The sequence below is a fragment of the Nonomuraea sp. NPDC047529 genome (genome assembly GCF_040642995.1).
Classification (GTDB): Bacteria; Actinomycetota; Actinomycetes; order Streptosporangiales; family Streptosporangiaceae; genus Nonomuraea.
Map to the genome: position 1 here is coordinate 146,516 of NZ_JBEYTJ010000013.1, position 13,302 is coordinate 159,817.

Genomic DNA, 13,302 nt, shown 5'->3' on the forward strand with positions numbered 1-13,302 from the left:
ATTTCACGTCATGGGCATAGGAGGGCGGGCCGGGCCGGTGCTCTACTCGGAGGATGACGGAGACGGTCCACTCCACCAGGTCCGAAGGCGTCGGCGGGTCCGAGGGGGTCGGCACGAGCGCGCGGCGGCCGGACGCGGCGCTGAAGGTGACCGGCGAGTTCGCCTACTCCTCCGACCTGTGGCTCGACGGCATGGTGTGGGGCGTGACGCTGCGCAGCCCGCACCCCTCGGCCTGGATCCGCTCGATCGACGTGGGCCCGGCGCTGCGGATCCCCGGCGTGCTGGCCGTCCTGACGCACGAGGACGTGCCCGGCGAGAAGTTCTACGGACTCGACCACAAGGACCAGCCCGTGCTGGCCATCGACCAGGTCCGGCACCAGGGCGAGCCGGTGGCGCTGGTGGCCGCCGAGCATCCGGAGACCGCGCGCAGGGCGGCGGAGGCCATCGTCGTCGCCTATGAGCCGCGCCCGGCGGTGACCGACCCGCGCGAGTCCCGCGAGTACGTCAGACGCCAGCCGGTGCGCAAGGGCGACACGTTCGAGGCGGAGGTCGTCGTCACCGGCGAGTACGAGGTCGGCATGCAGGACCAGGCGTTCCTCGGCCCGGAGTCGGGGCTCGCGGTCCCGGCCGAGGACGGCGGCGTGGACCTGTTCATCGCCACCCAATGGCTGCACGTGGACCGCGACCAGCTCGCCCCCTGCCTGGGCCTGCCGCCGGAGAAGGTACGGCTGACGCTGTCGGGCGTCGGCGGCGCGTTCGGGGCCCGCGAGGACCTGTCGATGCAGGTGCACGCGTGCATGCTGGCCCTGCGCCTGAACCGCCCTGTCAAGATCGTCTATGGCCGTGAGGAGTCGTTCTTCGGCCACGTGCACCGCCATCCGGCCCGGATGCGCTACGAGCACGGCGCGACCCGCGACGGCCGGCTCGTCTACGTCAAGGCCGACATCCTGCTGGACGGCGGCGCGTACTGCTCCTCCTCCCCCGCCGTGGTCGGCAACGCGGCGTCGCTGGGGGCGGGGCCGTACGAGGTGCCGAACGTGTGGATCGACGCGGTGGGCGTCTACACCAACAACCCGCCGTGCGGGGCGATGCGCGGGTTCGGGGCGGTGCAGGCGTGCTTCGCCTACGAGTCGCAGATGGACCGGCTGGCCGAGGCGTGCGGCCTGTCGCCGGTCGAGATCCGGGTGCGCAACGCCGTCTCCCAGGGCTCGGCGCTGGCCACGGGCCAGGTGATCGACTCCCCCGCGCCGCTGGCCGGCATGTTGCGCGAGCTGGAGGCCATGCCGATGCCCGCCGCCCGTACGGAGGCGGATCTGCGGGCGCTGCCGGGCGGCGTCTCCCAGACCACGCACGGCGAGTCGGTGCGGCGCGGCGTCGGCTACGGCGTCGGCCTCAAGAACATCTGCTTCTCCGAGGGCTTCGACGACTACTCCACGGCCAGGGTGCGGGCCGAGCTGGTGGGCGGCGAGCCGCGGGTCACCGTGCACACCGCCGCGGCCGAGATGGGCCAGGGGCTGGTCACCGTCCAGGGCCAGATCGCGCGTACCGAGCTGGGCATCGAGGACGTGACCGTGGCGACCGCCGACACCTCCGTGGGCTCGGCGGGCTCGTCGTCGGCCTCGCGGCAGTCGTACGTGACGGGCGGTGCGGTGAAGGCGGCCTGCGAGGCGGTGCGCGAGCGGTTCAAGGGGCTGCCGCCGCGGGAGGCGCTGGCCAGGTTCGGGCCGATCGAGGAGATCCGCGAGTACCGGCACCGGCCCACGTACCCGATGGACCCGGTGACCGGGCAGGGCGACTCGCACACGCAGCTCGCGCTGTGCGTGCACCGCGCGGTGGTGGACGTGGACACCGAGCTGGGGCTGGTCAAGGTCGTGGAGCTGGCCGCGGTGCAGGACGTGGGCCGGATCATGAACCCGCAGGCGCTGGAGGGTCAGATCCACGGCGGCACGGCGCAGGGTCTCGGGCTGGCGCTCATGGAGGAGATCCAGGTACGCGAGGGCCGGGTGCTGAACCCGTCGTTCACCGACTACCTGATCCCCACCATGCTCGACATGCCGCCCATGCAGCTGAAAATCCTGGAAAATCCAGACCCGTCCGCGCCGTACGGCCTCCGCGGCGCCGGCGAGCCGCCCACGCTCTCCTCCACCCCGGCCGTCGTCGCCGCCGTACGCGCCGCCACCGGGCTCCGGTTGACTCGCGTTCCGGTCAGGCCGGAAGATATCGCCTTGTCCAATCACGGGGAGGTATCCGATGGCGAGCGGTCGTGAAGCCGCCGAGGCGGAGTTCAGTCGCTTCGACACCGACGGCGACGGTCTGCTGACCGCGGCCGAGATCAGGCAGGCCAACGAGGCGCTGGGGGTGCACGGCGCGTCCGAGGAGGAGATCGAGGCGTTCATCAAGGCCGCCGACACCGACGGCGACGGCCGGATCGGGCTGGAGGAGTTCGTCGGCCTGGTCGGCCACGGGCGGCACGAGAAAGCGTGATCATGTCCCCCGCCGGGTAGGTGACCCGCACTCCCCTCGATCATGATGAGGGGGACTGCGTGGTGCTCGACAGACTCTTCGAGCTGACCGGGCGGGGGACGACCGTCGGACGCGAGGTCCGCGGCGGCCTGACCACCTTCATGGCGATGGCCTACATCATCCTGCTCAACCCGATCATCCTGGCCGGCGCCAAGGACGTCACCGGCGCCCGGCTGTCCATCGCCGAGCTGACCACCTCGACCGCGCTGGCGGCCGCGATCTCCACGCTGCTCATGGCGTTCGTCGGCAACGCGCCCTTCGCCCTGGCCGCCGGGCTCGGGCTGAACGCGGTGGTCGCCTACCAGGCCGCGCCGCACATGACCTGGCCGCAGGCGATGGGCCTGGTCGTGCTGGAGGGCGCGGTCATCATCGTGCTGGCCGTGACCGGGCTGCGCACCCTGATCATGAACGCGATCCCGCTGGCGCTCAAGCACGCGATCAGCGTCGGGATCGGCCTGTTCATCGCCCTGATCGGCCTGGTGGACGCGGGTTTCGTGGCCCGGGGAAGCGGCACGCCCGTGCAGCTCGGCGCGACCGGCCACCTCACGGGCTGGCCGGTCGCGCTCTTCTGCGCCGGCCTGCTGCTGATGATCGTCCTGTACGTGCGCAGGACCCCGGCCGCCATCCTCATCAGCATCGCGGTCACCGCGGTCCTGGCCGTCCTGGTCAACTCGGTGGTCCCCATCCCGCCCGAGGAGTGGGGCGTGGTGGTCCCGCACATGCCCGAGTCCCTGGTCTCGGCGCCGAGCTTCGGGCTGGTGTGGCAGTTCGACCTGTTCGGCGGGTTCGTCAGGGCGGGCGCGCTGACCGCGACCGTCGTGCTGTTCACGCTGGTGCTGTCGGGCTTCTTCGACGCGATGGGCACGATCATCGGCGTCAGCGACGAGGCCGGGCTGGTGGACCAGGTGGGACGGGTGCCGCGGCTGGGCCGCATCCTCACCGTGGACGGCGTCGCGGGCATGATCGGCGGTTCGGTCAGCGCTTCGGCCAACACCGTCTTCGTCGAGTCGGCGGCCGGTGTGGGAGAGGGGGCGCGCACCGGGCTGGCCAGCGTCGTGACCGGGGCGCTGCTCGGGCTGACGCTGCTGTTCACGCCGATCGCCGCGGTGGTCCCGGCGGCCGCGGCGGCCCCCGCGCTGGTGCTGGTCGGGGCGCTGATGATGACGCAGTCCAAGAACGTGCCGTGGACGGACATCGAGCTGGCCATACCGGCGTTCCTGACGATCGCGCTGATGCCGTTCACGTACTCGATCACGAACGGGGTGGGGGCCGGGGTGATCTCCTACACGCTGATCAAGGCGGCCCGGGGACGCTTCGCGGAGATCCCGTGGCTGTTGTGGGCCGTCTCGCTGGTCTTCCTGGCCTACTTCGGGATCGACGGCCTCCGGGCTCTGTTCGGTTAGCGGATGTCACCGCTGTTGCAGGCCACGCCGTTGCCGTCGAGGTCGGGATACCAGGAGTACTCCTCATGCGTTCCGCGCGTGTAGGGGCCGTCGCCGGCGGCCTGGGCCTCCTTGCAGCTCGCGTAGCGCTTGTCGGGGACGCGCCCGACGCCCGCGGGGGCGGTCGAGCCGGTGGTCGGGCCGGTGGTCGGGCCGGTGGTGGAGCCAGTGGTCGGACCGGTGGTCACGGTGCCCTGGCCCGTGTCCGCGGGTTGCTGGGGCTGCTGGTCCGTGGCCGGCTGGGACGGCTGGGGCTGCCCGGGCTGGGACGCGGGCGTGCCGAGCATGCGGGTGACCAGCGCGTCGGCGTCCTCCTTGGTGAGGCCCACGATGCTCAGGCTGTCGCCGTCCATGCTCTGCGTGACGACCGGCGCGGCCAGGACCGTCTTGGGCGTCTGCTCGCCCTCGGGCGCCAGCACGATCGCGAGCTGCCGCTGCGTGGGCTGGAGCTCGTCGATGAGCCGCACCAGCCGGTCCTTGAAGACGGGCGCGACGGCGATGCGCACCGAGTACGAGCCGTCACTTCCCCGGACGGCCTCGATCCGCTGCACGGCGCCGACCGTGACGCCGTCCTCCAGGAGGTAACAGGTGGTCTGCTGCTCGTCGAGCACGGCCGGCTCGCCGGGGCAGGGCGCGGTCTTGGTCTCCTTGACCGGCGCGAAGTGCAGGGGCGTGGCCAGGCGCTGCGGCGGCGCGCCGCCGAGGAGCGGGCTGTTGGGGCTCCTGGTCATCAGGACGGCGACCGTGCCGAGCACGCCCGCGACGGCGACGACGAGCACGAGGGAGACGGTCAGGACGATGGTGGTGAGACGGCTGGCCCTCGGCTCGGCCGGCTCTTCCGGCTCCGCGGGAGGCGCCTCTACCGCTTTGTCCATCGTTGACGACCCCATCCTGACGTTCGGGCTGCCGGTGAGCTTATCGAGGACGGGCAGCAGCGGGGTAATCAGCCGAAAAATCCTCACCTTTCCGTGAGATCGGAGGAAAAATGGAAATGAGAATGCAGGTTGTCGGCAACTTTCCACGCGAACGAGGGATGACCCCATGAAGGTCGGAGTTCCCCGCGAGGTCAAGAACAGCGAATACCGCGTCGCACTCACCCCGGCGGGCGTCCACGAACTGGTACGCCACGGGCACCAGGTCCACGTCGAGCGGGAGGCGGGCCTCGGCTCGGCCATCCCGGACGACGACTACGCCGCGGCGGGCGCCGTCATCGCGCCGCACGCCGACGAGGTGTGGGCCACGTGCGACCTGATCATGAAGGTGAAGGAACCGGTGGCCGAGGAGTACCACCGGATGCGCAAGGGCCAGATCCTGTTCACCTATCTCCACCTGGCCGCCTCGGGCCCGCTGACCAGGGCCCTGCTCGACTCGGGCGTCACGGCCATCGCGTACGAGACCGTGCAGAACAAGGACGGCTCGCTGCCCCTGCTCGCCCCCATGTCGGAGGTGGCGGGACGGCTGGCGCCGCAGGTCGGCGCGTACCACCTGATGCGCTCGCAGGGCGGCAGGGGCGTGCTCATGGGCGGCGTGTCCGGCGTGCGGGCGGCGAACGTGGTGGTGATCGGCGCCGGGGTGTCCGGCATGAACGCCGCCGCCATCGCGCTCGGCATGCAGGCCGAGGTGCTGCTCCTCGACCGCAACATCGACAAGCTCCGCCAGGCGGACATGATCTACCAGGGCCACTGCCAGACGGTCGCGTCGAACACCCTGGAGGTCGAGAAGGCCGTGCTGGAGGCGGACCTGGTCATCGGCGCGGTCCTGGTGCCGGGGGCCAAGGCGCCCATGCTGGTCACCGACGACCTGGTGAGCCGGATGAAGCCGGGCTCGGTGCTGGTGGACATCTCGATCGACCAGGGCGGCTGCTTCGAGGGCTCACGGCCGACCACGCACGCCGAGCCGACGTACCGGGTGCACGAGTCGGTCTTCTACTGCGTGGCCAACATGCCGGGGGCGGTGCCGCACACCTCGACGTTCGCGCTGACCAACGTGACGCTGCCGTACGCGCTGGCCGTCGCGGGCAAGGGCTGGCGCGAGGCGGTCCGTACGGACTCCGCCCTGGCGGCGGGCGTGAGCACCCACGAGGGACGCCTGACCAGCCGGCCGGTGGCCGAGGCGCACGGCCTGGAGTGGTCGCCGCTGGAGGAGGTGCTGGCCTGAGCGCCTGGCCTCCGGAGAACCGACGGGTTACGGTGAGTCACAAGACGATGACGACCCGTGACCGTGGAGGCTTGATGGACCCGGTGCTCCTGCGCGACAGCGCTGAACGCAACTTCGACGACCTCGACACCGACGGCGACGGCTTCCTGACCAGGGACGACTACGTCGCGCTGGCCCGGCACCGCATCCACCGGGCCGGCGCGCGGCCGGACACCCCCGAGGCGAAGAAGGTCGTCGAGGCGTTCGTCGACGCCTGGGACACCCACGTCCACGCCCTCGACGCCGACCGCGACGGCCGCATCACCTTCGAGGAGTACGCGCGCCTGCGCCGCGGCCTGCTCGTCGGCGAACTCTAGCGGGAACACGTCGAAGGGCCCGGCCGGAGCCGGGCCCTTCGACGTGCTTCGAACGCGTGCTACTTCGACTGGGTGGGCGAGGGAGCGAGCGTCTCCATCGGGGTGTTGCCGGTCGGCTCGGGCGGCAGCGGGGCCTGGTCGGACGTGGTGGTGATGGCGTCCTGGCCGCCGCAGATGGCGCCCGGCTCAGGGGTGTCGGCCCCGTTCTGGTACTTCTTGATGAAGGCCTTGAGCTTGGGGTCGGCGGGGTCCTGCAGCTTGAGCTGGTGGCCCCACGTCGAGGCGACCAGCGGCGCGGGCAGGCCCGGGTAGGGGCTCACCAGCATGTAGTCCTGCTGGCCCGTGGAGGTCGCCACTTCCTTCAGCGCGTCGATCTGCGCCTTGGGCAGGTCGGGGCGGTAGGTGATCCAGACCGCGCCGTGCTCCAGCGAGTGCACCGCGTGCTCGTTGTGGATCGGCTTGTCGTAGACCGCGCACTGCTGCCAGTAGTTGTTGTGCTCGCCACCGACGGGCGGGGTCTCCTTGTACGTGACCGTCTTGGCGACGTGCTGGCCGGCCTCGTACTTGTAGCTGGACACCGCGTCGAGCGAGGTCGCGCGGGCCTGGTTGACCAGGTAGATCCCGACCACGCCGACGAGGACCACGACGATGAGACCGCCCGTCCCCCACATGAGCAGTGCGGCGCGGCGTTGTTTGCGCTGCTGCTCGGCCCGCATCTTCTGCAGATGCTCGCGCCTCGCCTGCGCCTTCTCCTTCGTCATCGTCCCTCCATCGGCGTACTGACTGCGGTCACCCTATGCCCTACCGGCGTATGCGGAGAATAAGGGGCGCATAAGCGTCGGATCACAGCTTCGCGCGGGGCATGGGTAGTCTGGAGCGGCCATGGAAAAGCCCGCAAGAAAACCCGTTCTGATCCTCTGCGCCGTGCTGGTGCTCGCCGCCGCGGCGGCCCTGCTGTTCGGCAGGGACGGCACTCCTGGAGACTCCTCGCCCGAAGCCGGGTTCGCCCGCGACATGGCCACGCATCACGCGCAGGCCGTGGAGATGGCGTTCGTCATCCGGGACAAGGGCCCGGCCAAGGAGATCAGGAACCTCGCCTTCGACATCATCACCACGCAGTCCAACCAGCGCGGCATGTTCCAGGGCTGGTTGCAGCAGTGGGATCTCGGTCAGGCGACCGACCAGCGGCCGATGGCCTGGATGGCGGGCCACGGCCACGGGGCCACGCCCGCCGCGCCGGGCGCGATGCCGGGTGCGATGCCGGGCATGGCCTCGCCGCAGGAGCTGGCCAAGCTCAAGGAGCTGCAGGGCGTCCAGGCCGAGGTGCTGTTCCTCCAGCTCATGATCCGCCACCACGAGGGCGGCGTGGAGATGGCCGAGGGGCTGCTGAAGCTGTCCAAGCGGGACGAGGTGGTCAGCATGGCCCAGAAGATCGTCCAGGGGCAGAGCGGTGAGATCAAGCTGATGACCGACCTGCTCAGGCAGCGTGGCGCGCAGCCGTACCCGTCGATCCTGGCCTCCTGAGCCCCGCGCGGGGGCGCGTGAGAGGCTGGAGACCCGGAGCGGGAAGGGCGGGCGCCATGATCACCGCAGGAGCCGAGACCGTCGTCGTGGGCTCGGGGCCCAACGGGCTGATGGCCGCCGTCATGCTGGCCCGCGCCGGGCGTGAGGTGCTGCTGCTGGAGGCGGGCGACCGGTTCGGCGGCGGGCTGCGTTCCGGCGAGCTGACGCTGCCCGGCAGGGTCCACGACCTGGGCGCCACCGTGATGGCGATGGCGCTGGCCTCGCCCGCGTTCCGGGCGCTCGATCTCAAGGGGGTCGAGTTCGCCCACCCTCCGGTGGCCGCCGCCCATCCGCTCGACGACCGTCCGGCCGTGCTCCTGCACCGGGACGCCGCCCGTACGGCCGAGGGGCTGGGCCGGGACGGCCGGGTGTGGCGGGCGACCGCGGGCGCGGCGGCGCGGGGCGGGTTCCCGCTCATCGACCTGCTGCTCAGCCCGCTCGGGCCGTGGCGGGCCGGTCCTGGCACGTTCGCGCGGGCGGCCGGGTTCGGGGCGGCGGCCGTGCTGCCGGCCACGACGTTCGGCCGGGGGGCGCTGCGGACCGTCGAGGGGCGGGCGCTGCTGGCCGGGCTGTCCGCGCACGCCATGCTCGACCTGCGCTCCCCCACCAGCGCCGGCTACGGGCTGGTGCTCGGGGCGCTGGCGCACCTGGTCGGCTGGCCGGTCGTGCGCGGCGGCTCGCAGGTGCTGGCCGACGCCCTGGTGGCCGAGCTGAGGTCGCTGGGCGGCGAGGCGGTCACCGGCCACCGGGTCGAGCGGCTCGACGAGCTCGACGCCCGGACGGTGGTGCTCGACGTGACACCCCGGCAGTTCCTCGCGATGGCCGACCTGCCAGCCGGGTATCGCCGGAGCCTGCGCCGCTACCGGTACGGGCCCGGCGTCTTCAAGCTGGACTGGGCGCTCGACGGGCCGGTGCCGTGGCGTGACCCGGAGGTCGCGCGGGCCGGGACCGTGCACCTCGGCGGCACGCTGGAGGAGATCACGCTCGCCGAGGCCGAGGTCGCCGCCGGACGGCTCTCGCCCCGCCCGTACGTGCTGGTCGTGCAGCCGTACGCGGCCGATCCGACCAGGGGCGGGCACACGCTGTGGGCCTACTGCCACGTCCCCAACGGCTCGCCGGCGGACATGACGGACGCCGTCGAGGCCCAGATCGAACGCTACGCGCCCGGTTTCCGCGACCGGGTGCTGGCCAGGCACGCGACAGGCCCGGCCGGCCTGGAGGCGGCCAACCCCAACCTGGTCGGCGGCGACATCGGCGGCGGGCTCAACGACCTGGTCCAGTTCGTGCGGCGGCCGGTCTGGTCGCCCGCGCCGTGGCGCACCCCGCTGCCGGGGGTGTTCCTCTGCTCCTCCGCCACGCCGCCGGGCCCCGGCGTGCACGGGATGGGCGGCTGGCAGGCCGCCCGCCTGGCCACCCAGGCGGAGCGGCACGCCTCCTGACGGCTCCGGTGGAGCGGACGGCCTCCTGACCGCCGGTCAGAAGGCCGCCGGTCAGGCCCGCATCTCCTCGGCGACCGCCGCCGCGAACGCGTCGACGTCCGCCTCGGTGGTGTCGAAGGAGCACATCCAGCGCACCTCGCCGGTCGCCTCGTTCCAGGTGTAGAAGCGGAAGCGCTTCTGCAGCCGCTCGGTCACGTCCTTGGGCAGGATCGCGAAGACCGCGTTGGCCTCGACGGGCCGGGGCACCGTGACGCCCGGGATGCGCGCCACGGCCTCGGCCAGCCGCCGTCCCATGGCGTTGGCCTGCCGGGCGTTGCGCAGCCACAGGTCGCCCGAGAGCAGCGCCTCGAACTGGGCCGAGACGAACCGCATCTTGGACGACAGCTGCATGAACGTCTTGCGGATGTAGTCGACGCCGGTGGCCGCCTCCGGGTTGAGCACCACGACGGCCTCGCCGTACAGCAGGCCGATCTTGGTGCCGCCGAAGGACAGGACGTCCACGCCCGCGTCGGTGGTCAGGGCCCGCATCGGCACGTCGAGCGCGGCGGCGGCGTTGGTCAGCCGCGAGCCGTCGAGGTGGACGAGCAGGCCGAGCTCGTGCGCGTGCGCGCAGATCGCGGCGATCTCCTCGGGCGTGTAGACCGTGCCCCACTCGGTGGTGTTGGAGATCGACACCACCTTGGGCTGGGCCCGGTGCACGTCGCCGAAGCCCCACGCCTGGCGGTCGATCAGCTCGGGGGTGAGCTTGCCGTCGGGCGTGGGCACGGTGAGCAGCTTGATGCCGCCCGCCACCTCGGGGGCGCCGCCCTCGTCGGTGTGGATGTGCGCGCTCTCGGCGCAGACGACCGCCTCCCAGTGGGCGGTCATCGCGCGCAGCGAGACGACGTTCGCCGCCGTGCCGTTGAAGACCGGCCAGGCCCGCGCCCGGTCGCCGAAGTGCCGCTGGAACACCTGCTGCAGCGCCTCGGTGTAGACGTCGTCGCCGTAGGCGATCTGGTGACCGCCGTTGGCCTGGACGATGGCCTGGAGGATCTCCGGGTGCACGCCGGCGTAGTTGTCGCTGGCGAACGCCTTGAGCTGGGGGTCGTGCCGGGGGATCAAGAAGTGAGGTCCAATCGGGTGCCGTTGATGTCTGCGGCGGGGCGGTCGTAGAGGCCGGCGATCGCCTCCGCCAGGTCGCCGACGTCGGTGAAGCCGGGGAACTTCGCCTCCGGCTTCGCGGCCCTCATGGCGTCGTTGACCAGGGCCTTCACCACCAGTATGACCGCTGCCGCGTTCGTGCCGGACAGCGCGTCGGCCAGGGAGAGCGTCCACGCCTCCGAGGCCGCCTTGGCCGCTGAGTAGGCCGCGCCGCCCGCCGTGGGGCGCTGGGCGGCCTTGGCCGAGACGATGACGAACCGGCCGTTGTCGCTCTTGCGCAGCAGCGGCTCGAAGGCCAGCGACACGTGCTGGAGCGTGCGGATCAGCAGGTCGTGCAGGACGTCCCAGTCCTCCAGGCTGGTGTCGGCGAACGTGCGCGAGCCGCGCCAGCCGCCGACCAGGTGGACGACGCCGTCGACCCGGCCGTGCTCGGCGTCGATCCGCGCCGCCAGGTCCTGGACGGCCGCGCGGTCGAGCAGGTCGACGTCGTCCTTGTCGACCCCGATCACGGTGTGCCCCTGCTTGCGGAAGTGCTCGGAAACGGCCTCACCCGTGGGGCCGCCGGCCCCCGTCACCAGGATGATCATGCGCGGATCCCCTTAGTCGAATCGACCACGTCTGTCAGCTTACGGCGCAGGGCCTCGTAGAACATGCTGAGCGGGAACTCGTCCGGCAGCACCGCGTCCACCTTGGCCTTCTGCTCCTCGGGCAGCGCCTGCACGCCCTTGGCCCACACCGAGCCGGGGGCCGGCGGCACGTACGCGCCGACCAGCTCGTGCGCGGCCAGCCAGTGCGCCAGCTTGGAGCGGTCGATGCTGTCGCGGTACAACTTCTCGACCTCGCCCCGCAGGTCGGCCACGCCGTCGGCGACACGCTCCCAGTCGATCGTGAGCCGGTTGTCGGTCCAGCGGACGATGTCGTTGCGGTGCAGGTAGGCGAAGAGCAGCTGGCCGCCGAGCCCGTCGTAGTTGCGCACCCGGTCACCGGTGACCGGGAACCTGAACAGCCGGTCGAACAGGATCGCGAGCTGGACGTACCGGGCGTGCGGCACGCCCTTGGCCTCCAGCTCCACGGCCTCGCCGAACGCGGTCAGGTCGCAGCGCAGCTCCTCCAGCGAGTACAGCCAGTACGGCATCCGCTGCTTGATCATGAACGGGTCGAACGGCAGGTCGCCGTGGCTGTGCGTGCGGTCGTGGATCAGGTCCCACAGCACGAACGTGTCCTGGGCGAGCTGCTGGGAGTCCAGGAGGCGGGCGGCGTCCGGCGGCAGGTCGAGCCTGAGGGTGGCGGCGGCCGCCGCCGAGACCCGCCGGAACCTGGCGGCCTCGCGGTCGGCGAAGATGCCGCCCCAGGTGAAGCGGGCGGGCGCCTGGCGCACCGCGACCGTCTCGGGGAACAGCACGGCCGAGTGGGTGTCGTAGCCGGAGGTGAAGTCCTCGAACGCGATCGGCACGAACATCGGGTTGTCGTAGCCGCCGGCCTCCAGCCGGGCCAGCCAGTCGGGCCAGATCGTCCGGATCCAGACGGCTTCGAGGTTGCGGTGGAGGTTGCCGTTCTGGGTGTACATGGGGAACACCACGACGTGCTCCAGGCCGTCCACGCGCTGGGTGTCGGGGTGGAACAGGTCGAGGGCGCCGAGGAAGTCGGGCACGCCGAGGTCCTGGTCGGCCCAGGCGGCCAGGTCGTCCTGGACGGCCTGGAGGTAGGCGGCGTCATGGGGGAAGTAAGGCGAAATTTCGCCCACGCGGCGGCCGATCTCGGCGACCAGCGCCTTGGCCCGCTCCTTCTCCTCCGGCACCGAGCCGTCCTTGACCTGCAGCGGCCTCAGCTCCTCCACGGCCTCCTTGAGCCGGGCGAACAGGGCGGCCTTGGCCTCGTCCCGGGCTCCGGCGGCCTCGTCGCCGCCGGGGACGCGGGCGGCCCAGGTGATCACGTTGCCCCAGAGCCTGCGGTGGTCGTAGTCCTCGATCGAGTCGTCGCCGAACAGGTCGGAGTCGGCGAACACGACGACCCGGCCCTTGCCGTGCCGCAGGGCGACGGCCAGCGGCGCGCCCGCCGGGTCGGCGGTGGCCGAGGTGGCGAACAGGACCGTCGCCTCCTCGGGGGCGGTCAGCACGCCCGAGCGGTAGAAGCAGGCCCGCTGGACGCCGGCCAGCACGCCGTCGCCCGTGGCACGCTCGCCGAGCACCCAGGTCGCGACCTCGCGATGGGCGTTCCCCGGGTCGCGCACGGTCGTGTGACCGACGCCCACCCCGAAGCGGGAGAGCAGCTCGGCGACGTTGTTGCCGTACTTGTCCTGCTCCTCCTCGGCCAGCACCACGAGCCCGCCGCCCTCGGCCACGAACGACTCGACGGCGTCCAGCTCGGCGGCGGCGAAGACGGGGCTGCCCTGGCCGGTGGTGCGCTCCCACCGGTCGCCGGACGGGTGGGCGATCACCAGCACGTCCTGGCCGGCCAGGGTCCCGGCCGTCAGGGAGCCCTCGGTGTGGGCGAGCACGTCGTGCCCCAGATGGCGCAGCGCGGCGGCCGCGCGCGCGTAGCTGTTGTCGTCGGGGTGGGCGGGATTGATGGTCTCGGCGACGTCGCGGCGGATGGTCCACGACTCGCTGTGGGCCTCGTCGAACAGCACTCGGGGGAACGATGGCATGAAATATCTCCTGTTACTACCGCCTTCTTACGGAA

The 13,302-nt window shown here is 71.8% G+C and carries 12 protein-coding genes; 7 read left to right on the forward strand and 5 right to left on the reverse strand.

The window, feature by feature from the left end; all coding sequences use genetic code 11:
• Positions 1–53 precede the first annotated feature (53 nt).
• Genes ABZ815_RS22465 through ABZ815_RS22475 form a run of 3 tightly spaced genes read left to right on the forward strand, consistent with a single transcriptional unit; the run spans position 54 to position 3,926 of the window.
• Complete coding sequence (locus ABZ815_RS22465; protein ID WP_357700823.1) at positions 54–2,267, forward strand: molybdopterin cofactor-binding domain-containing protein; 2,214 nt, start codon at positions 54–56, stop codon at positions 2,265–2,267.
• On the forward strand, positions 2,251–2,484 hold the full coding sequence (locus ABZ815_RS22470) for an EF-hand domain-containing protein (protein ID WP_357700825.1): 234 nt from the start codon (positions 2,251–2,253) through the stop codon (positions 2,482–2,484). The genes ABZ815_RS22465 and ABZ815_RS22470 overlap by 17 nt, the downstream gene beginning before the upstream one ends.
• Positions 2,485–2,543: 59 nt before the next feature.
• Positions 2,544–3,926 (forward strand): NCS2 family permease, encoded by a 1,383-nt coding sequence (locus tag ABZ815_RS22475; protein ID WP_357700827.1) that lies wholly within the window; start codon positions 2,544–2,546, stop codon positions 3,924–3,926.
• On the opposite strand, the gene ABZ815_RS22480 is transcribed toward ABZ815_RS22475, so the two are convergent.
• A complete protein-coding gene (locus ABZ815_RS22480) occupies positions 3,923–4,840 on the reverse strand; it encodes an excalibur calcium-binding domain-containing protein (RefSeq protein ID WP_357700829.1) in 918 nt (305 codons plus the stop codon). The two genes, ABZ815_RS22475 and ABZ815_RS22480, sit on opposite strands and share 4 nt — an antisense overlap.
• 166 nt (positions 4,841–5,006) lie before the next feature.
• Between ABZ815_RS22480 and ald the strand changes: the two genes are divergently transcribed.
• Together ald and ABZ815_RS22490 are read left to right on the forward strand one after the other, a co-directional pair.
• A complete protein-coding gene (gene ald, locus ABZ815_RS22485; RefSeq protein ID WP_357700831.1) occupies positions 5,007–6,122 on the forward strand; it encodes an alanine dehydrogenase in 1,116 nt (371 codons plus the stop codon).
• 74 nt (positions 6,123–6,196) lie between these two features.
• A complete protein-coding gene (locus ABZ815_RS22490) occupies positions 6,197–6,478 on the forward strand; it encodes an EF-hand domain-containing protein (protein WP_357700833.1) in 282 nt (93 codons plus the stop codon).
• A 59-nt stretch (positions 6,479–6,537) separates the two neighbouring features.
• Here ABZ815_RS22490 and ABZ815_RS22495 read toward each other — a convergent pair whose 3' ends face one another.
• Positions 6,538–7,239 carry a DUF3105 domain-containing protein gene (locus ABZ815_RS22495; RefSeq protein ID WP_357700835.1) on the reverse strand — a complete coding sequence of 234 codons (702 nt, stop codon included), beginning with the start codon at positions 7,237–7,239 and terminating at the stop codon, positions 6,538–6,540.
• Positions 7,240–7,360: 121 nt separating this feature from the next.
• Here ABZ815_RS22495 and ABZ815_RS22500 point away from each other — a divergent pair, with 121 nt between their 5' ends.
• Both ABZ815_RS22500 and ABZ815_RS22505 read left to right on the forward strand, forming a co-directional pair.
• Positions 7,361–8,002: a DUF305 domain-containing protein gene (locus ABZ815_RS22500; protein ID WP_357700837.1), complete on the forward strand. Its 642-nt coding sequence runs from the start codon at positions 7,361–7,363 to the stop codon at positions 8,000–8,002.
• A 56-nt stretch (positions 8,003–8,058) separates the two neighbouring features.
• Positions 8,059–9,480: an NAD(P)/FAD-dependent oxidoreductase gene (locus ABZ815_RS22505; protein ID WP_357700839.1), complete on the forward strand. Its 1,422-nt coding sequence runs from the start codon at positions 8,059–8,061 to the stop codon at positions 9,478–9,480.
• Between the two features lie 51 nt (positions 9,481–9,531).
• Here ABZ815_RS22505 and ABZ815_RS22510 read toward each other — a convergent pair whose 3' ends face one another.
• From ABZ815_RS22510 to ABZ815_RS22520, 3 genes are read right to left on the reverse strand one after another with little or no spacing between them, the layout of a single operon-like run.
• Complete coding sequence (locus ABZ815_RS22510) at positions 9,532–10,581, reverse strand: low specificity L-threonine aldolase (RefSeq protein WP_357700841.1); 1,050 nt, start codon at positions 10,579–10,581, stop codon at positions 9,532–9,534.
• A complete protein-coding gene (locus tag ABZ815_RS22515; protein ID WP_357700843.1) occupies positions 10,578–11,207 on the reverse strand; it encodes an SDR family NAD(P)-dependent oxidoreductase in 630 nt (209 codons plus the stop codon). Before ABZ815_RS22515 ends, ABZ815_RS22510 begins: the two co-directional genes overlap by 4 nt.
• Positions 11,204–13,267: a DUF6421 family protein gene (locus tag ABZ815_RS22520; protein WP_357700845.1), complete on the reverse strand. Its 2,064-nt coding sequence runs from the start codon at positions 13,265–13,267 to the stop codon at positions 11,204–11,206. The genes ABZ815_RS22515 and ABZ815_RS22520 overlap by 4 nt, the downstream gene beginning before the upstream one ends.
• Positions 13,268–13,302: the final 35 nt, after the last annotated feature.

Bases quoted from the DNA above. Each gene is read 5' to 3' on its own strand.
- ABZ815_RS22495 (WP_357700835.1), bottom strand. From the start codon at position 7,239: ATGACGAAGGAGAAGGCGCAGGCGAGGCGCGAGCATCTGCAGAAGATG.
- ABZ815_RS22480 (WP_357700829.1), bottom strand. From the start codon at position 4,840: ATGGACAAAGCGGTAGAGGCGCCTCCCGCGGAGCCGGAAGAGCCGGCC.
- ABZ815_RS22520 (WP_357700845.1), bottom strand. From the start codon at position 13,267: ATGCCATCGTTCCCCCGAGTGCTGTTCGACGAGGCCCACAGCGAGTCG.
- ABZ815_RS22490 (WP_357700833.1), top strand. From the start codon at position 6,197: ATGGACCCGGTGCTCCTGCGCGACAGCGCTGAACGCAACTTCGACGAC.
- ABZ815_RS22515 (WP_357700843.1), bottom strand. From the start codon at position 11,207: ATGATCATCCTGGTGACGGGGGCCGGCGGCCCCACGGGTGAGGCCGTT.
- ald (WP_357700831.1), top strand. From the start codon at position 5,007: ATGAAGGTCGGAGTTCCCCGCGAGGTCAAGAACAGCGAATACCGCGTC.
- ABZ815_RS22500 (WP_357700837.1), top strand. From the start codon at position 7,361: ATGGAAAAGCCCGCAAGAAAACCCGTTCTGATCCTCTGCGCCGTGCTG.
- ABZ815_RS22465 (WP_357700823.1), top strand. From the start codon at position 54: ATGACGGAGACGGTCCACTCCACCAGGTCCGAAGGCGTCGGCGGGTCC.
- ABZ815_RS22505 (WP_357700839.1), top strand. From the start codon at position 8,059: ATGATCACCGCAGGAGCCGAGACCGTCGTCGTGGGCTCGGGGCCCAAC.
- ABZ815_RS22470 (WP_357700825.1), top strand. From the start codon at position 2,251: ATGGCGAGCGGTCGTGAAGCCGCCGAGGCGGAGTTCAGTCGCTTCGAC.